Annotated in this window: 20 protein-coding genes; 12 read left to right on the top strand and 8 right to left on the bottom strand. The window is 70.7% G+C overall.

Annotation, left to right across the window (positions count from 1 at the left end; all coding sequences use genetic code 11):
- The first annotated feature begins 28 nt into the window (after positions 1-28).
- From ACTWQO_RS05880 to ACTWQO_RS05915, 8 genes are all read left to right on the top strand, one after another.
- Positions 29-1,672, top strand: coding sequence for an ABC transporter substrate-binding protein (locus ACTWQO_RS05880; RefSeq protein WP_443236138.1), 1,644 nt, complete (start codon positions 29-31; stop codon positions 1,670-1,672).
- A 5-nt stretch (positions 1,673-1,677) separates the two neighbouring features.
- Positions 1,678-2,631 (top strand): ABC transporter permease, encoded by a 954-nt coding sequence (locus tag ACTWQO_RS05885; RefSeq protein WP_443236139.1) that lies wholly within the window; start codon positions 1,678-1,680, stop codon positions 2,629-2,631.
- Complete coding sequence (locus ACTWQO_RS05890; protein WP_443236140.1) at positions 2,628-3,479, top strand: ABC transporter permease; 852 nt, start codon at positions 2,628-2,630, stop codon at positions 3,477-3,479. The genes ACTWQO_RS05885 and ACTWQO_RS05890 overlap by 4 nt, the downstream gene beginning before the upstream one ends.
- Positions 3,480-3,485: 6 nt before the next feature.
- Positions 3,486-4,508 carry an ABC transporter ATP-binding protein gene (locus ACTWQO_RS05895; protein WP_443236141.1) on the top strand — a complete coding sequence of 341 codons (1,023 nt, stop codon included), beginning with the start codon at positions 3,486-3,488 and terminating at the stop codon, positions 4,506-4,508.
- Between the two features lie 5 nt (positions 4,509-4,513).
- A complete protein-coding gene (locus ACTWQO_RS05900) occupies positions 4,514-5,314 on the top strand; it encodes an ABC transporter ATP-binding protein (protein WP_443236234.1) in 801 nt (266 codons plus the stop codon).
- Between the two features lie 181 nt (positions 5,315-5,495).
- On the top strand, positions 5,496-6,128 hold the full coding sequence (locus ACTWQO_RS05905) for a hypothetical protein (RefSeq protein WP_443236142.1): 633 nt from the start codon (positions 5,496-5,498) through the stop codon (positions 6,126-6,128).
- Between the two features lie 120 nt (positions 6,129-6,248).
- Positions 6,249-6,938: a class F sortase gene (locus tag ACTWQO_RS05910; protein ID WP_443236143.1), complete on the top strand. Its 690-nt coding sequence runs from the start codon at positions 6,249-6,251 to the stop codon at positions 6,936-6,938.
- A 105-nt stretch (positions 6,939-7,043) separates the two neighbouring features.
- The gene (locus ACTWQO_RS05915; protein WP_443236144.1) at positions 7,044-7,457 is read left to right on the top strand and encodes a VOC family protein; all 414 of its coding nucleotides are present in this window, start codon (positions 7,044-7,046) and stop codon (positions 7,455-7,457) included.
- Between the two features lie 111 nt (positions 7,458-7,568).
- On the opposite strand, the gene ACTWQO_RS05920 is transcribed toward ACTWQO_RS05915, so the two are convergent.
- Both ACTWQO_RS05920 and ACTWQO_RS05925 read right to left on the bottom strand, forming a co-directional pair.
- Positions 7,569-8,237, bottom strand: coding sequence for a DUF4328 domain-containing protein (locus tag ACTWQO_RS05920; protein ID WP_443236145.1), 669 nt, complete (start codon positions 8,235-8,237; stop codon positions 7,569-7,571).
- A gap of 96 nt (positions 8,238-8,333) precedes the next feature.
- Positions 8,334-9,779 (bottom strand): glyceraldehyde-3-phosphate dehydrogenase, encoded by a 1,446-nt coding sequence (locus tag ACTWQO_RS05925; protein WP_443236235.1) that lies wholly within the window; start codon positions 9,777-9,779, stop codon positions 8,334-8,336.
- A gap of 220 nt (positions 9,780-9,999) precedes the next feature.
- Here ACTWQO_RS05925 and ACTWQO_RS05930 point away from each other — a divergent pair, with 220 nt between their 5' ends.
- A complete protein-coding gene (locus tag ACTWQO_RS05930) occupies positions 10,000-11,136 on the top strand; it encodes a GNAT family N-acetyltransferase (RefSeq protein WP_443236146.1) in 1,137 nt (378 codons plus the stop codon).
- A gap of 32 nt (positions 11,137-11,168) precedes the next feature.
- Positions 11,169-12,386, top strand: a complete 1,218-nt coding sequence (locus ACTWQO_RS05935) for a DegT/DnrJ/EryC1/StrS family aminotransferase (protein WP_443236147.1) — start codon at positions 11,169-11,171, stop codon at positions 12,384-12,386.
- A gap of 3 nt (positions 12,387-12,389) precedes the next feature.
- Here ACTWQO_RS05935 and ACTWQO_RS05940 read toward each other — a convergent pair whose 3' ends face one another.
- Positions 12,390-13,457 carry a glycerophosphodiester phosphodiesterase family protein gene (locus ACTWQO_RS05940; RefSeq protein WP_443236148.1) on the bottom strand — a complete coding sequence of 356 codons (1,068 nt, stop codon included), beginning with the start codon at positions 13,455-13,457 and terminating at the stop codon, positions 12,390-12,392.
- A 106-nt stretch (positions 13,458-13,563) separates the two neighbouring features.
- Positions 13,564-15,792 (bottom strand): heavy metal translocating P-type ATPase, encoded by a 2,229-nt coding sequence (locus ACTWQO_RS05945; RefSeq protein ID WP_443236149.1) that lies wholly within the window; start codon positions 15,790-15,792, stop codon positions 13,564-13,566.
- Positions 15,793-15,946: 154 nt separating this feature from the next.
- On the opposite strand from ACTWQO_RS05945, the gene ACTWQO_RS05950 reads away from it, so the two are divergent.
- Complete coding sequence (locus tag ACTWQO_RS05950; protein ID WP_443236150.1) at positions 15,947-16,879, top strand: hypothetical protein; 933 nt, start codon at positions 15,947-15,949, stop codon at positions 16,877-16,879.
- 50 nt (positions 16,880-16,929) lie between these two features.
- Here ACTWQO_RS05950 and ACTWQO_RS05955 read toward each other — a convergent pair whose 3' ends face one another.
- The 4 genes from ACTWQO_RS05955 to ACTWQO_RS05970 all read right to left on the bottom strand — a co-directional run bounded on the left by ACTWQO_RS05955 (position 16,930) and on the right by ACTWQO_RS05970 (position 22,931).
- Positions 16,930-17,991: an iron-siderophore ABC transporter substrate-binding protein gene (locus ACTWQO_RS05955; RefSeq protein WP_443236151.1), complete on the bottom strand. Its 1,062-nt coding sequence runs from the start codon at positions 17,989-17,991 to the stop codon at positions 16,930-16,932.
- On the bottom strand, positions 17,991-19,802 hold the full coding sequence (locus tag ACTWQO_RS05960) for an ABC transporter ATP-binding protein (RefSeq protein WP_443236152.1): 1,812 nt from the start codon (positions 19,800-19,802) through the stop codon (positions 17,991-17,993). The genes ACTWQO_RS05955 and ACTWQO_RS05960 overlap by 1 nt, the downstream gene beginning before the upstream one ends.
- Positions 19,799-21,493 carry an ABC transporter ATP-binding protein gene (locus ACTWQO_RS05965; protein WP_443236153.1) on the bottom strand — a complete coding sequence of 565 codons (1,695 nt, stop codon included), beginning with the start codon at positions 21,491-21,493 and terminating at the stop codon, positions 19,799-19,801. The genes ACTWQO_RS05960 and ACTWQO_RS05965 overlap by 4 nt, the downstream gene beginning before the upstream one ends.
- A gap of 70 nt (positions 21,494-21,563) precedes the next feature.
- On the bottom strand, positions 21,564-22,931 hold the full coding sequence (locus tag ACTWQO_RS05970; RefSeq protein WP_443236154.1) for a lysine N(6)-hydroxylase/L-ornithine N(5)-oxygenase family protein: 1,368 nt from the start codon (positions 22,929-22,931) through the stop codon (positions 21,564-21,566).
- 85 nt (positions 22,932-23,016) lie between these two features.
- On the opposite strand from ACTWQO_RS05970, the gene ACTWQO_RS05975 reads away from it, so the two are divergent.
- Positions 23,017-23,964 (top strand): methionyl-tRNA formyltransferase, encoded by a 948-nt coding sequence (locus tag ACTWQO_RS05975; RefSeq protein WP_443236155.1) that lies wholly within the window; start codon positions 23,017-23,019, stop codon positions 23,962-23,964.
- Positions 23,965-23,968 lie beyond the last annotated feature (4 nt).

Here is a 23,968-nt window from a genome sequence, read left to right on the forward strand (position 1 = left end):
CCGCCCAGCCCCGCCCAGGAGCCCCGCCATGAAACTCTCGACCTGTCTCGCCGCCGTCGGCCTCGCCGGAGCGATGACCCTGACCGCCGCGTGCAGCGGCGCCGACACCGGGTCCGCCGAGGGCACCGCCAACGTCGACGTCTCGAAGCTGAAGCTCACCCCGACCACCGCGGCGGCCAACGGCGCCGTCGACTCGGTGAACTGGCTGCTCGAGGACGAGCCCGAGTCCCTCGACCTCGACACCCAGGGCGGCAGCGCCGGCCGCACCGTCCTGAGCAACGTCTGCGAACGTCTCTACCAGCTCCAGCCGGACATGTCCGTGCGCCCCTCCCTCGTGGCCAAGGAGACCAGGCCGGACGCCAAGACCCTCGTCCTGACCCTGCGCGACGACGTCACCTTCCACGACGGCTCCGCGATGACCGCCGACGACGTCCTCTACAGCCTGCGGCGCCACGCCGAGCCGGAGATGGAGCAGTCCGACGAGTTCGCGAACGTGAGCCGGATGACCAAGACCGGCGACCATGAGATCACCGTCGCGTTCAAGCAGCCCGACGCCCTGTTCACCAAGGCGCTCGCGGGCGACGCCGGGCTCGTCTTCGACCGCGAGCAGGTCGAGAAGGCGGGCGACGACTTCGGCACCCCCGGTCAGGGCGACGCCTGCTCGGGACCGTACGAGCTGACTGCCTGGAAGTCCGGCGACTCGATCACCCTCACCCGCTCCGACGACTACTGGGGCGAGCAGCCGCTGACCAAGCAGGTCGTCTTCCGCTGGGCCGCGGACAGCGCGATGGTCAACGCGCTGAGCACCGGCGCCGCCGACGGCGCCTACCTCGACACCGTCTCCTCGGCCGCAGCCCTGCGCGGCAAGTCCGGCCTCGACCAGCACTACGGACCCAGCACCGCCGCCCTCGCCCTCATCCCCACCGAACGCGGCGGGCTGGCCGACCCCGACGTCCGCAAGGCCCTCTCCCTGGCCCTCGACCGTGAGGGCATCGCCAAGTCCGGCTACGGCGGACTCGTCGAACCGTGGGCCACCGCCGTCGGCTCCGGGGCCTGGGGCTACGAGAAGGCCGCCTTCCAGGCCGCCCAGAAGCAGCTCACCGGAGCCCCCGTCAAGCCCGACGCGGAGGACCTGGCCGAGGCGAAGGACCTCGTCAAGAACGCCAAGTCCGCGCCCGACACCCCCATCGTGATCGGCACCGACAGCACCCAGGGCCGCCTCGTCATCGCCAACGCCGTACGCGCCGCCCTGACCCAGATCGGCCTCAAGGCCCAGATCAAGACGGTCCCCTCCGCCACGTACGGAGAGTTCTACGGCGACAAGGAGGCCCGCGCGGACATCGACGTCCTGGTGGCCGACTGGTACATCTCCAAGAGCGATCCGGCCGGCTTCTACGACAACGGCGTCTCCGACAGCTCCAACAACTGGGTCGGATTCAGCAGCGCAGACTTCGACGGCAAGATCGAAGAGGCGTTGCGCACGATCGACGACAGCAAGCGCGCCGCGCTCGTCATCGACGCCCAGCGGCTGTTCAGCGAGGCCGCGGTGTGGATCCCCGTCGCTCAGATGCCGGCCGTCCTCGTCCTGAACGACGAGCTGACGGGCCCGCCGGCCTCCATGGCGTACCTCTACTCGCCGTGGGCCGCGCAGCTCGGCGCGAAGAAGGGCTGACAACCATGATCGGCGCCTTTGGACGGCGGATCGCGGGACTGGTGGCCACCCTGCTGGCGGCATCCTTCGTGATCTTCGCCGCCGTGTACGCGGCCCCCGGCGACCCCGCCGTCTTCCTGGCCGGCGGACGCGACAAGCTCACCCCGGAGCGGCTCGCCACGGTCCGGGAGCAGTACCACCTCGACGAGCCCCTGGTCGTCCAGTACGGCCGCTGGCTCTGGGACTGTGCGCACCTCGACCTCGGCCGCTCCTTCCAGTACAGCGACCAGGTCACCGACCTGCTCGGAGCGCGCTTTCCCACCACGCTCGCCCTCGTCGGCTACGCCACCGTCCTGTTCGTCGTCCTGGGCGTCGGCGCCGGCATCCTCGCCGCCGTCCGGCGCGGCACCTGGGTCGACTCGGCCGTGGTCGGCGGCACCACCCTCGCCGCGTCCGTGCCGTCCTTCGTCGGCGGCATCGCCCTGGTCGCCCTGTTCGGCGTCGAACTCGGCTGGTTCCCGGTGACGGGCGGCGGCGAGGGCTTCGCCGGAACCCTGCACCACCTGACTCTGCCCGCCGTGGCCATGGCCCTCGGCGCGCTCGCCGTCATCAGCCGGGTCACCCGCCAGGCCATGGTGGACGCGGGCACCGCCGAGCATGTGGCGGTGGCCCGGGCGGCAGGGCTGCCCGAACGGGAGATCATCCGCAGGCATGTCCTGCGCAACGCGCTGGGCCCGATCGTCACGATGTGCGGCCTGGTCACCGCGGGCATGCTCGCCGGCACCGTCGCCATCGAGACCGTCTTCGGGATCAGCGGCATCGGCTCCCTGCTGGTCGGCGCCATCAACAGCCACGACTTCCCGGTCGCCCAGGCGGTGCTGCTGCTGATGGTCACCTCGTACATCGTCGTCACCACCGTCGTGGACCTCGCGCACCCCCTGCTCGACCCGCGCCTCAAGAGCATGAGGAGCCCCGCATGACCGCCGTCCCCGCCGGCGTCCTTCTCCCTCTGCGGAAGCGCCCGCGCCGCCCCCTCGGCGTGGTCGTCTCCAGCGCCTTCCTCGGGCTGGTCGTACTCGCCGCCGTCCTCGCCCCCCTGCTCGCGCCGTACGCACCGGACGCCGTAGACCTGTCGTCGTCGCTGGTCGGCACGACCGGCGCCCACCCCCTCGGCACCGACGCCTCCGGCCAGGACCTGCTCTCCCGCGTCCTCTACGGAGCCCGTACGAGCCTGATCGCGCCGCTGCTGCTGCTCCTGCTGGCCGCCGTCCTTGGCGTCACCCTCGGCACGGTCGCGGCCTGGCGGGGCGGCTGGGTGGACACGCTGGTCTCCCGGATCACCGACGTCATGTACGCGTTCCCGGGCCTGCTGTTCGTCGTGCTGATCATCGCCGTGTTCGGCACCGGCATGACGACGTCCGTGATCGGGCTCGGGCTGGCCTTCGCCCCGACGATCGCGAAGTACACCCGCAGCGTCGCCCTGGCCGAACGGTCCAAGTCCTACATCGACGCCTACCGCGTCCAGGGCATGAGCGGCGCCCGGATCTGCGTGGCCCACCTCGTGCCCAACCTCGCCCGCTCGATCGCCGGCTATCTGGTGGTGCTGTTCGGCGAGTCCCTGATGAGCCTCGCCACCCTCAGCTACCTCGGCTTCGGCGCCCAGCCGCCCAGCTCCGACTGGGGGCTCATGGTGCAGGAGGGGCAGGCCGCGATCGTCCAGGGTGCCCTGCTCCCCGCGCTCGTGCCGGGCACCGCCATCGCCGCCGTCGTGGTGGCCTTCAACGTGGTCGGCGTCTGGGCCGCCGACCGGCTCGGCGCCAGGAGGTAGCCCGCCATGCTGCTCGACATCGAGAACCTGACCGTGCTGCTGCCCGGCGCCGCCCGGCCCCTGCTCGCGGATGTGTCCCTGCAGGTCCGCAGCGGAGAGGTCGTCGGCCTCGTCGGCGAGTCCGGCTCCGGCAAGTCCACCACCGCCAAGGCCGTGCTGAACATCCTCCCCGACGAAGCGCGGGCAGAGGGCCGCGTCCTCGTCGACGGCACCGACGCCCTGTCCCTGACCGGCGCACGGCTTCGCGAGCATCGCTCCCGCACGGTCGCCATGGTCCACCAGGACCCGCGCTCCGCACTGAACCCCGTACGCCGCATCGGGGACTTCCTGACCGAACGGCTCGCCCGCACCGGAACCACGGACGCGCGCGCCGCCCGCAGCAGAGCCGTCGAACTCCTCGACGCCGTGGGCCTGCCGGACCCCGAACGACACATCCGGCAACATCCCCACGAACTGTCCGGCGGCATGCTGCAACGCGTCGTCATAGCCGGCGCCCTCGCCACCGAGCCCGCGCTGCTGCTGGCCGACGAGGCCACCAGCGCGCTCGACGTCACCACGCAGGCCGACATCCTCGCCCTGCTGCGCACCCTGCGCGAGCAGCGCGACCTGGGGCTGCTGTTCATCACCCACGACCTGCACCTGGCCGCCGCCTACTGCGACCGCGTGTACGTCATGTACGCGGGCCGCGTCGCCGAGGAGCAGGACGCGCACCGCCTCTTCTCCGACGCCAGCCACCCCTACACCCGCGGGCTGCTGGCGTGCTCACCCGAGCTGGGCGAGACGATCCGACTCCTGGCCCCGATCCCCGGCCGGCCGCCCTCGCTCGCGGACACGTTCCCCGGCTGCCCCTTCGCCCCCCGGTGCGCACACGCCGAACCGGCCTGCGACACCTGGCAGCCGGAGCCGCTCCCGGTCCCGGGCGGCGGCGTGGCAGCGTGCCGCCGTCTGCCCGACCTGCCGGACCTCGACGTCCCTGCCCCGTCCGACCAGCTCGATCCGGCCGCGCAGGCCACCGGGAGTACACGGTGAAGGAAATCTCCACGCCCCTGCTCGTCGTCGACGCCGTGCGCAAGACCTACCGGCTGCCGGACGGCGGCCGGCTCACCGCCGCCGACCAGGTCTCCTTCACCGTTCCCCGCGGCGGCTCCGTCGGCATCGTGGGGGAGTCCGGGTCGGGCAAGAGCACCGTCGCCCGGATGCTCGTAGGCCTGACCCGGCCCGACTCCGGCACGATCACGGTGAACGGAAAGGACCGCACACCCGGCCGCGGACTACGCACCCGCCGTGACCGGCTGGCCCGGGCACGCGAGATCCAGATGGTCTTCCAGGACCCCTACGTCTCACTCGACCCGCGGCTCACGGCCCGCCAGTGCCTGCGCATCGCGCTCGGGCTGCACGGCCACCCCTCGACGGACACCCATGTCGCCGCCCTGCTCGACCAGGTCGGCCTGGGCACCCGCGAGGCGGACGCCAAGCCGCACGAACTCTCCGGCGGCCAGCGCCAGCGCCTCGCCATCGCCCGGGCACTCGCCGTCGAACCACAGATCCTGGTCCTCGACGAAGCGGTCGCCGCTCTCGACGTGTCGATCCAGGCCCAGATCCTCCAGCTCCTCGGCGACATCCGACGGGACACGGGCGTGGCCCTCGTCTTCGTCAGCCATGACCTGGCCGTCGTGCACCACATCACCGACGAGACCGTGGTGATGCGCCGGGGCGTCGTGGTCGAGCAGGGCCCGACCCCGACTGTGCTGAGCGCCCCCGAGCACGCCTACACCCGGCGGCTCCTCGCCTCGGTGCCCCGCCAGGGCTGGGACCCGGCCGAAGCCCGGCTGTAAGGGCCCGGCGGCCGGTGGGCGGAGGCGCGCCCGGGATGCCGCCGTCCGGGGTGCGGGAGTAACCCGAGTGATCGCCCCGAATGGTGGGACGGTCCGGTTCGGCTGACGGTGGATCACGTCAAGGCCGGGTCACCCAGCTGGCGAAACGCCGGCTGCCCGGGTGTGACGGAAGGATTCACAGATGCGCTCTGCACGCATGCTGGTCGCGACAGCCGCGGCCACGGCCGCGCTCGCGATCGCCGCACCCGCCTACGCCGACTCGACGGGTGAGTGGGACCACGACGACTCCTCCTACGGCAAGGAGAAGGACCACGACGAAGACTCTTCCTACGGCAAGAAGCACGACAAGGACAGCAGGCACGACATGCCGCGCGGCGGGATGCACACGGGTGGCGGAGCGCTGGCCCTGGTGAACCAGGACGACTGGGGCACGACCAGGGACCCCAAGCACGACCCGGACACCTACCGGGACGACCACGGCCGGAGCGACGAGGACTCCTGGGGCCACCGGAAGGACGGTGAGCACGACCACGGCTCGGACCACAGCGATCACGGCCGCGAGTCGGGACACGGCGATCACAACGATCATGGCCGGGAGTCGGGGCACGACGAGCACGACCACGACGCAGGGCGCGGCGAGCACCACGAGGAGTCCGGGAAGTCCGACCACCACAAGCCGCGTGGCGGCGTGCACACCGGCGGCGGCGCGCTCGCCTCGCCGGGCGTGACGGCCGCCGGGCTGGCCATGCTGGGCGTGGCCGGTACCGGCATGTACGCGCTGCGGCGCAAGAAGGCCCCCGAGGGCGCGGCCTGACTGCGCGATGCCGACGACATGACCGCCGAGGCCGCCGCACGTCCCCCTCGCGTCGCGGCGGCCCGGCGCGTCCTTCCCGCGAGATGAGTCCGCTGCCGTGCCCGAGTGAGGTGGTGTCCTATGGCAGCCAGCCCTCCTTCCCCTACCGACGCCGAAACGGCGCCCACGTCGCTGACATCCCGCAGACTCGCGACGATCTTCTGGAGTGGGGTTGCCCTCGTCGTCGTGGCAGTGAGCCTGCTCGGCGGTGAGAACGAGCCGTCCGGCACCGGACACGCGCACCATGCCGCACCGGCCGCCACATCGTCCTCGTACCCGCCCTCGTCCGCGTCCGCGACGCCCCGAGCCGGAAAGCACCTGCCCCGTTCCAGGCCGATCCGTCTGCGCATCCCGAAGATCTCGGTCGACGCGCCCTTCACCCCCCTCGCCATCGGCCGCTCGGGACAGCTCGATGCCCCACCCGCGGACGAGGTCAATCTCGTGGGCTGGTACGCCAAGGGGGTGTCCCCGGGGGAGGCGGGCACGTCGATCATCGCCGGGCATGTGGACACGGCGACGTCTCCGGCCGTGTTCGCGGAACTCGGCGAGCTGGAGAAGGGCGACCGGTTCCGGGTGAAGCGAGACGACCGGCGCATCGCGACGTTCGTGGTCGACAGCGTGGAGACCTTCGAGAAGGACAGCTTCCCCGACGAGCGGGTGTACGCCGACACCCCGCAGGCCCAGGTCCGCCTCATCACCTGCGCCGGGGACTACGACCGCAGCGCCAAGGACTACACGGAGAACCTCGTCGTCTTCGCCCACCTCGTCTGACGTCGGCCCGTGTTTGCCCCATGTGGGCCTGCGGGACGGGCCGTTGTCAGTGCCGCGCGCTAGCGTCCTAGGCATCGGCTTTCAGCCACATTTCCGGGAGGATCCATGGCCTCGCGCCTCAACCCGTACCTCAGCTTCGACGGCGACGCCAGGCAGGCGTTGGAGTTCTACAAGGAGGTCTTCGGCGGCACGCTGAAGCTCAACACCTACGGCGAGTTCGGGCAGTCGGACGCGCCGAACGCCGACAAGATCATGCACGGCATGCTGGAGACCTCGGGCGGCTTCACCCTGATGGGCGCCGACGCCCCGCCCGGGATGCCGAACAACCCGGGCAACAACTTCTCTGTGAGTCTGAGCGGCGACGACGACGCCGAGCTGCGCGGGTACTGGGAGAAGCTGTCCGACGGCGGCACCGTGTCCGTGCCGTTCGAGAAGCAGATGTGGGGCGACATCTTCGGGATGTGCACGGACCGCTTCGGCATCCCGTGGATGGTCGACATCGTCCAGCAGAGCAGCTGACCGATCGGCCGGCAGAGCAGCGACCGCAGCCGCCCGCCGACGGCCCCCTCTGTAGGGGGCAGTCGGCGGGCGTACCTGTGGGCCGGCTCCCGTGCCGACTCGAGCCTCGGCTCACTGGAGCGCGGCGACTCCGGCAGCCAGGCGGTCTTCCTGCGCCGAGGTGAGGGCACGGACCATCAGCGCACCGGCCACGGCCGCACCCACCACGGCCGCGTCGGCCGCCAGCAGCAGCCCGACATCGGAGTAGGCACGCGCGATGACCTCGTCCGTGGAGTCCTTGTACATCAGCCCCACTCCGCTGACCACCCCGATCAGCCACAGTGCCCACCACCAGTTCACGACCCGCGGCAGCGGCCGCTCCGGGGCGCCGGTGCGGTGAATGTCGGCGACGAGGCCGCGGGGGATCCAGAGGTTCACGATGGGGACGATCCAGCCGAGGTAGACCCACGGCCAGGAGTAGCGGGGCCGCTGTCCCGAAAAGGCGTAGGCGTTGTCCCGGACGCGCCACAGCCAGCTGATGAAGGCGATGGCGCAGACCACCGTGGCCGCGTCTCCCAGGGAACTGACGATGTGGTAGGCGTCCTCGAGGCCGGTCAGCGGACGGTGTACGCCGTCGCCCTGGTCCGGTGGTCCGGAAGACGGCTGTCCCGCCGCCGCGAGCCGGATCTGCCAGACGGCTCGGGCCGTCCAGGCCACACCGACGAGGACGAGGGCGGCGACGGCACAAAGGGCGGTTCCGCGGACCGGGCGCAGGGCCGACTGGGCTATCTGATCTTTCACCCGGTCATCCTGCCGTGCGGGCAGCCGCGCCCGCCAGATACCCAGGGTGACAGTGCCGTGCGCAACCGGACACGGCACTGTCACGAAGACGGGTGGTCAGACCGCCATGGCCGGGTAGGTCGGGTACTCCACCCCGGAGACGTGCTGGACGACGCGGATGACCTGGCAGGAGTAGCCGAACTCGTTGTCGTACCAGAGGTAGAGGATCGCGTTGTCGCCGTCGACCTTCGTGGCGCCGGCGTCGACGATCGAGGCGTGGCGGGAGCCGATGAAGTCGCTGGAGACGGCGTCGGGGGCGCTGGTGAAGTCGATCTGGCGCCGCAGGGGCGAGGTGAGCGACACGTCGCGGAGGTGGTCGAGGACCTCCTCGCGGGTGGTCTCGCGGCCGAGCCGCAGGCTGAGGATGGCGATCGAGACGTCCGGGACCGGGACCCGGATCGAGCTGCCGGTGATCGGGGCCTTGAGGTCGGGCAGTGCCTTGGCGACGGCGGAGGCGGCACCCGTCTCGGTGATCACCATGTTGAGCGGCGCGGAGCGGCCACGCCGGTCGGCCTTGTGGTAATTGTCCAGCAGGTTCTGGTCGTTGGTGAACGAGTGGACGGTCTCCACGTGGCCGCGCAGCACGCCGTACTCGTCGGCCATCGCCTTCAGCGGCGGGACGATCGCGTTGGTGGTGCAGGAGGCGCAGGACAGGATCTGCTCGTCCGGCTTGATCGTGTCGTGATTGACGCCGTGCACGATGTTGGGGACGTCGCCCTTGCCCGGCGCGGTCAGCACGACCTTGTCGATGCCGGGACGCAGATGCTGGGACAGGCCCTCGCGGTCGCGCCACTTGCCGGTGTTGTCGATGAGGATGGCGTCCTTGATGCCGTACGCCGTGTAGTCGACCTCGGACGGGTCGCTCGCGTAGATCACCTTGATCTCGTTGCCGTTGGCGATGATCGTGCTGTTCGCCTCGTCGACGGTGATCGTGCCCTGGAACTGGCCGTGGATGGAGTCACGGCGCAGCAGCGAGGCGCGCTTGACGATGTCCTGCTCGCCGCCCTGACGTACGACCACGGCACGCAGCCGCAGACCGTTGCCGGAGCCGGCCTTCTCGATCAGCAGCCGGGCGACGAGACGGCCGATGCGGCCGAAGCCGTAGAGGACGACGTCACGCGGCTCACGGCGTTCGATCTTGTTGGCGCCCGTCGCGCCGGCGACGGCCTCGGCGGTGAACTCGGCCACCGACAGTCCCCGGTCGTCGGCCCGGTACGTCTCCGCCAGCATGCCGAGGTCGATCTGCGAGGGGCCGAGATCGAGCGCGGTGATGGCGTGCAGGAACGGGAGGGTGTCCGTGACCGACAGTTCCTCGCCGGCGATCTGCCGGGCGAAGCGGTGTGTCTTGAGGATGCTCACCACCGACTTGTTCACCAGGGAGCGGCTGTGCAGCAGGACGGTCACGTCCCGCTCGCGGTGCAGCTTCCCGATGATCGGGATCATCGACTCCGCGATCTCCTCGCGGTTCTTCCAGTTGGTGAACGAGTCCTCGTTGACAGTCACAGGATCCATCTCTTTCGAGCTAGGTAGCGCTCAGATGGTAACGGCACGCACATTCGATCAACGGAGGCGGGTCGACAGGTATCCGGTACGTACCGTTCCTTTGCAGTGGGCACGCTTGACAGCGTGCGTGGTGTTTCGCGACGTTTGATCCCTGCCGAGCAGTTCGAGGGGGGCAGGGCGCGGAGACCGCGTCAGGGGGAGCTGGGGGGAGGGATCGCCCGTGCGATCCACGAAGAAGCACCAGGGCATCACCATTCACCGACCCGAAGAGCTGAGCACCTCGCTGCGCCGGGCCTGGCACGAGGCGATGGACGAGTCGCCCGACTACGCCAACCCGTTCCTGGCGCCGGAGTTCGCGGCCGGGATCGGCACCCACCGCGGCCGGGCGCAGGTGGCCATCCTGCACGAGGGCAGGGCACCGGTCGGGTTCTTCCCGTACGAGCGCAACGCCTTCGGCGTCGGCCGCGCCATCGGCCTCGGTCTCTCCGACTGCCAGGCCCTGGTGCACCGGCCCGGGGTCGGCTGGGACATGCAGGAACTGCTGCGGGCCTGCGGGCTGTCCGTCTTCGAGTTCGACCATCTCGTCGACGAGCAGAAGCCGTTCGGCAGGTTCGTCACCGGGACGTTCGCCTCACCCGTGGTCGATCTGAAGCCCGGCGACGGCACCTACGCGGAGTGGCTGCGCGCCACGTACCCCGGGATGGCGAAGACGACGCTGAAGAAGGAACGCCGGCTGGGGCGCGACGTCGGCGAGGTGCGCTTCGTCTTCGACGAGCGCGACCCCCGGATGCTGCACCGCCTCATGGAGTGGAAGTCCGCCCAATACCGGAGGACGGGACGGATGGACCGGTTCGCCCGGCCGTGGATCGTGGACCTGGTGGACCACTTCTTCGAGGTGCGCGAGGAGCACTTCACCGGGGTGCTGTCCGTGCTGTACGCCGGCGACCGGCCGGTGGCCGCGCACTTCGGGCCGAGATCGCGCACCGTGTTCGCCGCCTGGTTCACCACGTACGACCCTGAACTCCGCTACTACTCGCCCGGCTTGATGATGCACCTGCGCATGGCGCACGCCGCGGGCCGGAACGGCGTGCGGGTCATGGATTTCGGGCGGGGCGACAAGGAGTACAAGGACTGGCTGAAGACCCGTGAGCTGCGCGTGGGCGAAGGATTCGCCACCCGGCCCCATCCGGTGGCGGCGGCACACCGGCTGTGGCGCAGACCGGTGCGCGGCCTGCGGAACACCGTCCTCGCCCATCCCGGGCTGCGCGAGCCCGCCGACCGGTTACTGAAGTCGGTCGGCACGCTCCGGACGTCGGGCCGGGCGGGCCTCGGGAAACCGGCACCCCGCACCCGCTGAGCACACCCTTTCCTCGACGGAGGCAGGTGACGATGCCGTACGGATCGCGGCTCGCCGCGATGATGACACGGCGACTCGGACGCGCATGCGTCTACACGCCCTCGGCACGGCTGGCCCTCTTTCTGGCACTGCGGCGCTGGTGCCGCCCGGGTGGACGGGTGCTGATGTCACCGGTGAACGACGACGTGATCCTCTTCGTCGTCCTGGCGGCCGGACTGCGCCCGGTGCAGGCTCCCGTCTCCGTGTGGGACGGCAACATCGACCCGGCCGCCGTACCGGAGTCGACCTGGCGGAACATCGACGCCGTCCTGACCACCAATCTGTACGGCATGCCGGACCGGGTCGTCGAACTGCGGCGGCGCTGCGGGCAGTTGGGGATCCCGCTGATCGAGGACGCGGCGCACGCGATCGGCACGCATGTGGACGGGCAGCGGATCGGCACCTTCGGTCAGGCGTCCGCGTTCAGCCTGTCCAAGCATGTCGCGGCGACGGCCGGAGGATTCCTCGCCGTCGAGGACGCGCGCACCCGTCGGGAGCTGGAGCTGCTGCGCGACGACCTCCTGGTGCCGGGCCGCCTGCGCGCCGACCTGGCCGTCACGTTGCGACCGCTCGCGCGTTCCTCCGTCCGTGCCCTGCATCTGGTGCGTCCGGTGTGGCGGGCGATGCGGCGTCTCGGACTGCTGGAGCGCGAGAAGTTCCGTATGGCCCTGCATGCGCCGCGGCTGACCGGCTGCGCACGCCAGGCGCCGAGCCTGGCCGCGTACGAGCCCTGGGTCCGCGTCGACCTGCACGGCTTCCGGGACCGGCACGGGGCCTTCGTCCGGGGGCAGTTGGTGCTGCGGCTGGCCCGGCTCGACGACGACCTCACCCGGCGCAGGGCCGGTGTCTCGCTGCTGTCGGGAACCGCCTGGGCGTCCCGGGCGGTGCGCGACAGCGCGGCACACGACGGACCTCCACCCCTGTTCCGCGTCCCGTTCCTGGTCCATGAGCGCGACGCCCTCGTGGAACGCCTGGTGCGCCACGGCATGGTCTGCGGCTACGTCTACGACCCACCGCTCGACGACTACGCGGGCGCGGAGTTCGTCGAACCGTCCCCCGACCCGTCGGCCGCCCGCTGGTTCGCCTCCCATGTCCTCCCGGTCGATCCGCTCCTGGCCCGCAGGATCACGGGAGCCCTGACGAGGGAACGGGCGACAGCCGCGACTCCCGTGATGCGGGACCGGGAACACACCCCGGTCCCGCCGCCGTGACGATCAGCGGGGCCCGTACGCCTTGGGCAGCCGCATCCCGCGCTCGGCCATGATCTCCCGTACCCGGTCGGGGTAGTTGGTGATGATGCCGTCGATGCCGAAGTCCATCAGCGCTTCCACGGTCGCCGGGTCGTCGCAGGTCCACGGGACGACCTTCAGGCCCCGGGCGTGCGCCGCGTCGACCATGGCCTGGTCGGCGTAGAAGCGGAAGCCCGGGTCGCCGACCTTGCCGCTCTGCGGGAAGCCGTAGTTGGGGGAGAGGGTGGTGACTCCGGCGATGCTGTCGGCGGCCTTCACGAAGTCGCCGTCGTAGTCGTCGGCGTCGATCCCGCCGAGCCAGGGGGAGGCGCCGTCCTTGCCGACCTGGAGGAAGTCGTAGTTGGTCAGGGCCACCAGCGGCCACCTCGGCGCGAGCTTATGCATCGCCTTGAGGGCGCCCCAGTCGAAGGACTGGATGGTGACCTGGCGCTCGATGCCGGAGCGGTGGATCTCCTCGTAGACCCGGCGCACGAACAGCTCGCGCGGCGCGGTCTGTTCGGGGGCGCCCGCCTCGACCTTCGTCTCGACGTTCAGGGTGACCTGCCGGGCCTTGTAGCGCTTGACCAGGTTCAGGACGTCCCGGAGCTCGACCATCTTCTGGCCCTTGATCTGCTCCTGCTCGGGGAAGCCGGGCAGCTGCTGGTAGCCGCAGTCCATGGTCCTGATCTGGGCCAGCGTCAGGTCCTTGATGTACTTGCCGACGTACGGGTACATCGGGTCGCCCGGCGTGAGCGGCGCGGTGTCCTTGCACTTCTGGGCGCTGACCTGCCGGTCGTGGGTGACGACGACCTTCTTGTCCTTGGTGATCTGGGTGTCCAGCTCCAGCGTGGACACACCGAGGCGCAGGGCCTTGCCGAAGCCTTCCAGGGACGACTCGGTCGTCATGCCGATGCCACCGCGATGGGCCTGGAGGTCGAAGGACGGCTTGTGGTGCGGCCCCCCGGAGGTGTGCGCCGTCGTCGCGTGAGCGGCCGCCGGGAAGGCGAGCGCCGGCACCAGGGCCAGGCCGGCGAGGACATGCCTTGAGGACATCGAAACCTCACTCTTGTTCGGTTCGGGGGGGGCGACCCGAAGACGCTAATGCGGCCCCGGGGAGCCTACGACGACCTGGGTGTGAGGGGGCTGTGAACGCTGGGCGTCATCCGAGGGGGCGGAAGGCCCGCAGGCGCAGGGAGTTGGCGACGACGAACACCGACGACAACGCCATGGTCCCGCCGGCGATCATCGGATTGAGCAGTCCGGCCGCGGCGAGCGGCAGGGCGGCCAGGTTGTAGGCGAAGGCCCAGAACAGGTTGGACCGGATGGTGCCCAGGGTCCGTCGGGCCAGCCGCACGGCGTCGGCAGCGGCCCGCAGATCGCCTCGTACGAGCGTCAGGTCGCTCGCCTCGATCGCCGCATCGGTGCCGGTGCCCATCGCCAGCCCCAGGTCGGCCTGGGCGAGCGCGGCCGCGTCGTTGACGCCGTCACCGACCATGGCGACGGAACGGCCCTCGTCCTGAAGGCGCTTGACGACGGCGGCCTTGTCCTGCGGCAGCACCTCGGCGAAGACGTCCTCGGGAGCGATGCCTACCTGGCGTGCGACGGACTCGGCCACGGTCCGGTTGTCGCCGGTCAGCAGGATCGGGGTCAGACCGAGGGCGCGCAGCCGCTCGATCGCCTCCGGGCTGGTCTCCTTGACCGCGTCGGCGACTTCGAGGACCGCCCGCGCCTCCCCGTCCCAGGCGACGGCGATCGCGGTGCGCCCGGCCGCCTCGGCCTCGGACTTGGCCCGCTTCAGCTCCTCGGGCAGCTCCAGCGCCCAGTCGGCGAGCAGCCGTTCACGCCCGACGAGAACGGCGTGACCGTCGACGACGCCCTGCACACCCAGGCCGGGTACGTTCGCGAAGTCCTCGGGCGTGGGCAGCGCGCCCAGCTTCTCCAGCGCCCCGTCGGCCACGGCGCGGGCGATCGGGTGCTCCGAGGCGTGCTCCAACGCGCCTGCCAGCCGCAGCACTTCGGACTCGTCGGCCCCTTCGGCCGCGTGCACGGCGAGCAGCGTCATCCGGCCGGTGGTGACCGTGCCCGTCTTGTCGAGCAGGACCGTGTCGACCTTGCGTGTGGACTCCAGCACCTCAGGACCCTTGATCAGGATCCCGAGCTGGGCGCCGCGCCCCGTGCCGACCAGCAGCGCGGTCGGGGTGGCGAGACCCAGGGCGCACGGGCAGGCGATGATCAGGACCGCGACAGCGGCGGTGAACGCGGCCGTCAGCCCGGCGCCATTGCCCAGCCAGAAGCCGAGGGTGCCCAGGGCGAGCGCGATCACGACCGGCACGAACACTGCGGAGATCCGGTCCGCGAGCCGCTGCGCGGCGGCCTTCCCGTTCTGCGCGTCCTCCACCAGCCTGGCCATCCGGGCGAGCTGGGTGTCCGCGCCGACCCGCACGGCCTCGACGACCAGCCGCCCGCCCGCGTTGACCGTGGCGCCGGTGACCGGATCGCCCTGGCCCACCTCGACCGGCACGGACTCACCGGTGAGCATGGAGGCGTCGACGGCGGAAGAGCCCTCGACGACCGTCCCGTCAGTGGCGATCTTCTCGCCGGGACGCACCAGGAAGCGGTCGCCGACCTTCAACTCGGCGACGGGGACGGTCTGTTCGCGGCCATCCCGGCCCAGCACGGTGACGTCCTTCGCACCCAGCTCCAGCAGCGCCCTGAGCGCGGCTCCCGCCTTGCGCTTGGAGCGGGCCTCGAAGTAGCGCCCGGCCAGGATGAACATGGTGACGCCGGCCGCGGCCTCCAGGTAGATGTTCCCGGCGCCGTCACCACGGGCGATGGTCAGCTCGAAGGGATGCGTCATCCCCGGTGTGCCCGCGGTCCCGAAGAACAGCGCCCACAGCGACCACAGGAACGCCGCCGACGTACCGACCGAGATCAGCGTGTCCATGGTGGCCGCACCGTGGCGCGCATTGGTCAGCGCCGCCTGGTGGAAGGGCCATCCGGCGTACGTCACGACGGGCGCCGCCAGTGTCAGGGAGAGCCACTGCCAGTTCTCGAACTGCAGGGCGGGAATCATGGCCATCGCGATCACGGGGACGGCGAGCGCGACCGAGGTGAGCAGCCGCTGCCGGAGGGACCGGAGCTCATGGTCGGCCTGCTCGGGCTCGGGGTCGGCCCGCGCGGGCTCCTGCGCGGTGTACCCCGTCGCCTCGACCGTGGCTATCAGATCCGGGACGGAGACCTCACCGGCGTAGCTGACCTTGGCCTTCTCGGTGGCGTAGTTGACGGTGGCCGTGACCCCGTCCATGCGGTTGAGCTTCTTCTCGACGCGTGCCGCGCACGAGGCGCAGGTCATGCCGCCGATGACGAGTTCGACCTGGTTACTGGCCATCATCGCTCCTGGACTGCATACGGGACCGGGGTATCCTTCTTTCGTGGTCATGTATACCCCTGAGGGGTATCAAGAGCAAGCGTGTCGAAGACTTGACTTCATACCCCCTGGGGGTATGGTCGGTCGCATAGAGATCCGGAGATCGGAGAACACCATGCGCACCGCACTGAAGCTCACCGCATTCGCCGCCGCGCTGGCCGCCACCTTCGGCACCGCCTACGGCGTGGGCCAGGGCGTCGCCCCGGTCGTAGAGGACCGCCCGCCCGCACGGCACGACACGCACACCGAAGCGGCAGCGGAGGGAGGGGACGACCACGGCGGGCATGAAGCGGCACCGGCCGGCGGACTGCAGATCTCCGAGGGCGGCTACGCACTCGACCTGAAGACCCCGCGCGTCACCGCGGGGGAGCGGAGCGAGCTGCGGTTCACGATCCGGGACGCCGGCGGCGACGCCGTCACCGCCTACCGGCGCGAGCACGAAAAGGAACTGCACCTCATCGTGGCCTCACGCGACCTGATCACCTACCGCCATCTGCACCCCACCCGCGCCGCCGACGGCACCTGGAGCATCCCCGTCGAACTGCCCCGCGCGGGCGGCTACCGCGTCTTCGCCGACTTCACCCCGGCGCAGAAGGGCGCAAAGAACCTCACCCTCGGCGCGGACCTGGCGGCAGCGGGCCCCTACGAGCCGAAGCAGCTGCCCGCGCCCAGCGACACCGCGAGGATCAACGGCTACGAGGTCGAGCTCTCCGGCGGCCTGCGCCCGGGCGCCGAAAGCGAGCTGAAGCTGACGGTGTCCCGCAACGGCAGGCCGGTCACCGACCTCCAGCCCTACCTGGGTGCCTACGGCCATCTGGTCGCCCTGCGCTCCGGCGACCTCGCCTACCTTCACGTGCACCCCAACAGCACGACGAAGCCGGGCCCCGACATCTCCTTCTCGGCCACGGCACCGAGCAGCGGGACCTACCGGCTGTTCCTCGACTTCAAGCACGCGGGCACCGTCCACACCGCGGCCTTCACGGTCCGCGCAGGACAGACGACCGCGGAAGAGCCCGCGCACGAAGAAGCAGAAGGGCACGGGCACTGAGACGGAGGCCGGTCGACTGCGACCGGCCTCCGCACATGTCCGGGCCGAGGTCAGGACGTCGGCTCGGTCACCTTCGTCGAGGTCTCGCCGTCGACCGCCGCGGCGAGCTGCGGCACCAGACGCTCGAGCATGTAGGGCAGGCTCAGCACCGACACGAAGGAGACCGAGTTGCCGTAGTCGCTGCTCTCCTTGACGAAGACCTCGCGGTCCTCCTTCGCCACCGTCAGATCGGCGTACAGCGAGTTCTTGCGCAGCTCGGTCTTGTCCTTGGCGGTGTCGGAGACGATCCAGACGACGGCGTCAGTGTCCAGCAGGTCGGTGCGCTCCTTGCTGATGTTGGCACCGAACTCGTCACCGATGACCTTGTCCAGGTCCTTGGGCAGGGTGAATCCGAGGTCCGTGAGCAGACGCGAGCGCGGGTCCTGGCTGCCGAAGACGAAGATGCCCTCGTACGGCGTCGCCATCACGGAGCTGGACTTGGCGAACTCCGGGTGTTCGTCGGTCGCCTTCTTGAAGTCGGCCTCGACGCCCGCGACGAGGTCCTTGGCCTTGGTCTCCTGGCCGAGCGCCTTGCCGATGATCTCCGTCTGGTTCTGCCACGGCACGCCGAAGTCGTTGTACTCCTTGGGCTGGGCGACCACCGGGGCGAACTTCGACAGGGTGTCGTACTGCGCCTTGGTCAGACCGCCGTAGACGGCGAGGATCAGATCCGGCCTGAGCGCGGCGATCTTCTCCGTCTGCGGGCCGGTGCCGGTGTCCTTGAGGACGGTCGGGGCCGCCGCGCTGCCCAGCTTGTCGGTGGCCCAGGGGCCGATCGCGCCCTTGTAGCCGCCGAGCCACTCGGTGGTGCCGACGGGCACCTTGCCCAGCGCGAGCACCGCGTCCTGGTCGGTGAGACCGACCGTGACGATCCGCTTCGGCTCGGACTTGATGGTCGTACTGCCGTACTTGTGCGGGATGGTCACCGGGAAGGCGGTGCTCGATGACTCGGTGGCTTCCGAGCCCGCCGTGTCGGAGCCGTCGTCGGATCCGCAGGCCGTGACGGTGACGAAGAGGAGCAGCGCGGAGGCGAGTGCCGCGGCGAGCCGGGTGCCTCTGAGAGAGCCGAGCATCAGTGGTCCTTCTTGGTTGTGTCGGTGCTGGGACGGGGCGTGGGGGGCTCGTCGACGGGTGCGCGGGTGCCGGACCACGCCTGCCACAGCGAGGCGTAGGGGCCGGCGGTGGCGCACAGTTCGTCGTGGGTTCCGCTCTGCACGATCCGGCCGCCGACCATGACGACGATCCGGTCCGCGTCGGCGGCCTGGGTGAGGCGGTGGGCGACGACGAGCGCGGTGCGGTGCTCGATCGCCCGGTCCGCCGCCTTCTCCAGCAGGCGGGCGCCGGTGCTGCCCGCCTCGGCCGTGGCCTCGTCGAGCACGGCCACCGGCGGATCGGCCAGGACCAGCCGGGCCAGGGCCAGTTGCTGCACCTGGGCGGCGGTGAGGCGGTGTCCGCCCTCACCGACGACGGTGGCCAGACCCTCCGGCAGCGCCTCGGCCCAGTCCAGCGCGTCCACCTCCGCGAGTGCCGCGCGCAGTTCCTGATCCGTGGCGTCGGCGCGTGCCAGGCGCAGATCGTCGGCGAGCGGCCCGGCGAAGACATGCGTCTCCTGGGTCACCAGGGCCACGGGCAGGCCGTCGGTGGGAGCGTTCAGCCGTACCGAACCGGCGGTCGGCCGGTGCACGCCCGCGATCAGCTTGGCCAGCGTCGTCTTGCCCGCGCCGCTCGCGCCGACGAGGGCGACGCGTTCGCCTGCCGCGAGGGTGAGGTGCACGTCGTGCAGGACGGGGCGGCCTGGCTCGTACGCGTGATGGACGCCCGTCACCGTCACCGCACCGGACCCGGGACGGTCGTACGGACTCGGTGCTATGGCTGATGCCTCGGCCGCCGGCCCGTCCGCGACCCCGACCAGCCGGGCGAGCGCCGCCGTCGCCGACTGGGCGTCGTCCAGCAGGACGAGGGCCGAGTTGATGGGGGTGAACAGACTGTGGAAGTAGAGCGCTGCGGCCGTGGCGGTGCCGATGGAGACGGAGTCGCCGCGCACCAGCAGGAAGCCGGTGACGAGGACGGCGGCGAGACCGGTGTACTCGGCGATGTGCAGCCGGTTGTAGAAGTCCAGCACCAGCCGCACTCCGCGCATGGTCAGCGCGACCGCGGCCGAGGAGCGTTTGGTCACGTGCGCGGTGTGCTGCTCCTCCATCCGGAACGCCCGTACGGTTCGGGCGCCCGCGATGGTGTCCAGGAGCTGCTGTTGCTGGGACCCCATGGCGATGCGCTGCTCGGCGTACAGGGGGACGGCATGGCGTACGTACCAGCGTGCGGTCCCGGCCTGGATGGGCACGGCGAGCAGGGCCGCGAGCAGGAACCGCCAGTCCAGCGCCGCCATCGCGGCCAGCGTCAGCACGATGGCCAGCAGAGAGCGGGCCAGTTCGGGCAGCGCGTTGCGCACCGCCTCGCCGACCACCGACACGTCCCGGGTGACCCGGGCGTTGAGGTCTCCGGAGCCTGCCTTCTCCACCTGTTCCAGGGGCAGTCGCAGGGCCCGCTCGACGAACCGCTCGCGCAACTGCGCCAGTACCGTCTCGCCGAGCCGGGAGACCAGCGACAGACCGAGCGCGGTGGCGCCGCCCTGCACGACGGCGACCAGCACCAGCAGGACGACGGGGAGGGTGAGGTCGTCGGCCGGGCGGTGCTCGGCGACCACGTCCACGATGCGGCCCAGCAACGGCTGGATGAGCAGTCCCACGCCAGTCGCCGCGATCATCACGGCGAAAGCGGTGAGCATCAGGCGGCGGTGCGGACGGACGAGTTCACGGACCGCGGCCCGGGTGCGGACGGGTGTCGCCGTGGGCAGCAGTTCGCGGGTGAGGGTCGGGTCGGTCATGCCAGCACCGCCGCTCGGTAGGACTCATGACGGCGTATCAGATCGGCGTGCGGCGCCGTGTCGGAGACCCGTCCGTCCTCCAGCAGCACGACCCGGTCGGTGACCGACAGGAGCCCGGGGCTGGTGGTCACCAGGATCGTCGTACGGCCCTTGCGGATCTCCCGGATTCCGGTGGCGATGCCCGCCTCGGTGACCGCGTCCACCGCGGTGGTCGGATCGTGGACGACCAGGACAGGCCGGTCGGCGGCCAAGGCGCGGGCCAGGGCGACCCGTTGGCGCTGCCCGCCGGACAGGGAGCGGCCGCGTTCGCTGACCGCCGTGTGCTCGCCGTCGGGCAGGGACTGGGCGACCTGCGCCACTCCGGCCGCCGCCATCGCCGGCTCCGGATCGGCACCGTCCGGGGCGGACGCCGTGACGTTGTCGTGGACGGTGCCCTCGAAGAGGTCGGCGTCGTGCTCGGCCACCAGCATCGCCGTACGCAACTGAGCCGGGTCCAGGTCCCGCAGGGGTACGCCGTCCAGCTCGACCGTGCCCGAGTCCGGGTCGGTCTGCCGGGCCAGGGCGCGCATCAGGTCCGTGGCCTGGGCGGGGTCGGTCGTGACCACGCCGAGCAGCTCGCCGGGCGCGACGTCCAGGTCGACGTCGCGCAGCCCACCGAGGCTGACGCCGCTGAGCCGGACCGCGCCGCGCACCGGCTGGGGGAGGGTTCCCTCACCGGCGTCGACGGTGTGCGGGGCGGCGAGCACCTCCGCGATCCGGGAGGCGGAGGCGCGGCCCTGGGCGAGCTCGGCGTTGACCCACGCGAGCACCTCCAACGGGCCGAGCAGGAAGAGCGCGAGCCCGACCGCCGACACCAACTGGCCCAGACTGATGTCGCCGTGGGCCGCGAGCCGGCCGCCGACGAGGGCGACGGCGGCGATCAGACAGCCCGTCAGGGTCAGCACCATGCCGCTCTGGAACGCCTGCGCGCGGGCCGCCTTCAACGTGGCCTGGAGGGAGTCGCGGCTGGTGGTGCGGTAGCGGGCGATGGCGGTCGACTCGCCGCCGATGCCCTTGAGGATCCTGAGGCCGGCCACCAGGTCGGCGGCGACGGCCGAGGCGTGCGCGGCCCGTTCCTGCTCGGCCTCGCTGCGGGACTCCAGCGGCTTGCTGAGCAGGTGGCCGAGCCACAGCAGCACCGGCGTGCCGAGCAGTACGACCAGACCGAGCGTCACCGACGCCCGCAGCAGGACGACGGCGCAGGCAAGGATGCCGGCCAGGGCCGAAATCCCCGCCATCAGCGCCATGTTGACGGCGCCGACCCGCTTGGCGTCCTCGGTGGCGACATTGGCGAGCGCGCCGGGCAGCCGGCCCGCCTCCGCCCCGCCGCGTGGATGAAGGACGCGTCCTACGAGGGTGATGCGCAGGTTGTGTTCGGCCTGCGCGGCGGCCCGGTCGCCGGACCAGGCGCCGTAGCGGTAGCTGAGCGCGAGTCCCGTGTAGACCACGGCGAGGACGGCGAGCCACCGCAGCAGGGCGCCGGTGTCGGAGTCCGTGACGGCGCGGTCGATGACCACACCGATGAGGACCGGCACCAGCGCCTCGCCCGCCTGGTGTCCCGAGCCGAGGAGCGCGCCGAGCGAGACATCGCGCCGCTGCCCCTTGATCGACCGTCTCAGGACGTCCCGTCCCGACGGATTTGAAGGACCCACCCGCACCCCTCCGGGATCGGACAACCGTTGAATCGCTCGACAGGCTGAAAACTGTCGACAGGCTGCAAACTTAGGTGAGGCTACTCTGACTTGATAAATCTTGCCCAGTGGCGTCGTCCGCGTCGCCGCGCCGGTGAGTGATCAGGGAATCGAGGATCTCGCCGGAGCGTACGGCGGTCGTGGACAGCAGGGTGGACGTGAGGCCGTGCGTGTGCTCGGTCGCGCCCTGCAGATAGATACCGGCGGTGACCTCGGGCGCGGCCTCCACGCGGTGGTCGCGTCCGACGCGTACGGCGTCGTTGTCGTCCCGCAGGCAGAGCTTCGCGGTCCGGCCCAGCAGGGGGTCGAGCTCCCTCGGGCGGTAGCCGGTCGCATGGACCAGGATGTCGCAGGCGATCACCTCCCGTTCTCCGGTGGGGAGGTACTCGACGGTGACCTCAAGCCGGTCGGGCAGTTGCCGCACGTCCCGGATGCGGGACACGTTCCGCAGCTGGAGGCGCTCGCGGCCCTGGACCTTCTCGCGGTACATGGTGGCGTACAGGGACTCGATCAAGTCCATGTCGACCACTGAGTAGTTGGTGCTGCGGTGGTAGTCGTACAGGGACTGCTTCACCTCGGGCCGCGCCTGGAAGTACACGTCCACGGCCTCTGGGTCGAAGATCCGGTTGGCGAACGGGCTGTCGTCGGCGGGTGTGTAGCCGTACTTGGCGAAGACCGCGCAGATCTCCGAGTCGGGGAACGAGCGGTGCAGGTAGTCGACCGCTTCGGCGCCGCTCTGTCCCGCGCCGAGGACCAGGATGCGGTGCACCGATCCGCCCCGGCCGGTCAACTCGCGGGTGCGCGGGATCAGTTCGCTGTTGTGCCAGATGCGGTCCGAGAGGGCTATGTCGGGCGGCACATGGGGTTCCAGGCCCACGGCCACCGAGATGTTGCGGGTGCGGCGGACCACCGTGCGCTGTGGATCGCCGGGGACGCGGCTGACCACGTCGAACCAGCGGACCTCGCCGCCCTCGGCGGTGACCGGTTCCACGGAGAGGACTTCGGCGTCGTACGTGACCAGGTCCGCGACCCGGGCGGCCGCCCACTCGAAGTACTCGTGGAACTCGATCCGCAGCGGGAACAGGGTCTTCGCGTTGAGGAAGTCGACCAGCCTGCCGCGCTCCCGAAGGAAGCACAGGAAGCTGAAGTCGCTCGTGGGATTGCGCATGGTGACCAGGTCCTTCAGGAAGGACACCTGCATGGTCGCGTCGTCGATGAGCATTCCGCGGTGCCAGCCGAAGCTGGTCTGGCGTTCCAGGAATCCGGCGCGGATCCGTTCCTGTGGGGCGGCTCGGACGTTGTGTTCCCCGATTGCTATGGCCAGTGCGAGATTTGACGGTCCGAAACCTATTCCGAGCACGTCGTGGACGGCGTCAGGTTCGTCGTGCAGTGCGTTCACCGCAACTTCCCTTCCCCTAGGCGCCACCGATGTTAAATAAGGTTAGCCTTACCTTGCAATGGTGTGTCCTACGAGAGGATCGACTATGCGGGTCGTCATGTTCGGCTATCAGACCTGGGGGCACCGCACGCTCCAGGCTCTGCTGGAGTCCGATCACGAGGTGGTCATGGCCGTCACCCACCCCAGGAGCGACCACGTATACGAGAAAATCTGGGACGATTCGGTGGCCGAACTCGCCGAGAAGCACGACATCCCCGTGCTGCTGCGCAACCGCCCCGACGACCCCGAACTCCGCGCCGCCCTGCGGGACGTGGAGCCCGATCTGATCGTCGCCAACAACTGGCGCACGGTGCTCCCGCCGGAGATCTTCGACCTCCCCACGCACGGCACTCTCAACGTCCACGACTCGCTGCTGCCGGCCTACGCGGGCTTCTCCCCGCTGATCTGGGCGCTCATCAACGGCGAACGCGAGGTCGGCGTCACCGCGCACCGCATGAACGCCGAACTCGACGCGGGCGACGTCCTGTTGCAGCGGGCGATCCCGGTGGGCCCGCGCGACACGGTCACCGATCTCTTCCACCGCACCGTCGACCTGATCACTCCCGTGGTCCACGAGTCGCTGGACCTGATCGCCTCCGGCCGGGCCCACTGGATTCCGCAGGACCGCAGCAGGGCCAGCTTCTTCCACAAGCGCTCGATGGAGGACAGCCGCATCGACTGGACCTGGCCCGCGGAGGCCCTGGACCGGCTGGTGCGCGCCCAGTCCGACCCGTACCCCAACGCCTTCACCCACCACCGCGGCGAACGCATCCGCATCGTCGAGGCGGAGGTTTCCCAGGGCTGCTACGGCGGCACGCCCGGGCGGATCTTCATCCCCGAGGGAGACGGCGTGGTCGTGGTGGCCGGTGCCGAGGCGCGGACCGGCAAGCTGCACGGACTCCTGGTCAAGCGGGTCCGGACGGAGGACGGGACGGAGCTTGCCGCGTCGGAGTACTTCCGCACGATGGGCGGGTATCTGACCGCGCGGCCCTGACGGC

This window comes from Streptomyces sp. 4N124 (assembly GCF_052245395.1).
Taxonomy (GTDB): domain Bacteria; phylum Actinomycetota; class Actinomycetes; order Streptomycetales; family Streptomycetaceae; genus Streptomyces.

Coding starts and splice junctions, on each gene's coding strand:
- ACTWQO_RS05890 (WP_443236140.1), top strand. CDS start 2,628: ATGACCGCCGTCCCCGCCGGCGTCCTTCTCCCTCTGCGGAAGCGCCCG.
- ACTWQO_RS05940 (WP_443236148.1), bottom strand. CDS start 13,457: ATGTCCTCAAGGCATGTCCTCGCCGGCCTGGCCCTGGTGCCGGCGCTC.
- ACTWQO_RS05955 (WP_443236151.1), bottom strand. CDS start 17,991: ATGCTCGGCTCTCTCAGAGGCACCCGGCTCGCCGCGGCACTCGCCTCC.
- ACTWQO_RS05895 (WP_443236141.1), top strand. CDS start 3,486: ATGCTGCTCGACATCGAGAACCTGACCGTGCTGCTGCCCGGCGCCGCC.
- ACTWQO_RS05960 (WP_443236152.1), bottom strand. CDS start 19,802: ATGACCGACCCGACCCTCACCCGCGAACTGCTGCCCACGGCGACACCC.
- ACTWQO_RS05915 (WP_443236144.1), top strand. CDS start 7,044: ATGGCCTCGCGCCTCAACCCGTACCTCAGCTTCGACGGCGACGCCAGG.
- ACTWQO_RS05945 (WP_443236149.1), bottom strand. CDS start 15,792: ATGGCCAGTAACCAGGTCGAACTCGTCATCGGCGGCATGACCTGCGCC.
- ACTWQO_RS05885 (WP_443236139.1), top strand. CDS start 1,678: ATGATCGGCGCCTTTGGACGGCGGATCGCGGGACTGGTGGCCACCCTG.
- ACTWQO_RS05975 (WP_443236155.1), top strand. CDS start 23,017: ATGCGGGTCGTCATGTTCGGCTATCAGACCTGGGGGCACCGCACGCTC.
- ACTWQO_RS05910 (WP_443236143.1), top strand. CDS start 6,249: ATGGCAGCCAGCCCTCCTTCCCCTACCGACGCCGAAACGGCGCCCACG.
- ACTWQO_RS05935 (WP_443236147.1), top strand. CDS start 11,169: ATGCCGTACGGATCGCGGCTCGCCGCGATGATGACACGGCGACTCGGA.
- ACTWQO_RS05905 (WP_443236142.1), top strand. CDS start 5,496: ATGCGCTCTGCACGCATGCTGGTCGCGACAGCCGCGGCCACGGCCGCG.
- ACTWQO_RS05880 (WP_443236138.1), top strand. CDS start 29: ATGAAACTCTCGACCTGTCTCGCCGCCGTCGGCCTCGCCGGAGCGATG.
- ACTWQO_RS05950 (WP_443236150.1), top strand. CDS start 15,947: ATGCGCACCGCACTGAAGCTCACCGCATTCGCCGCCGCGCTGGCCGCC.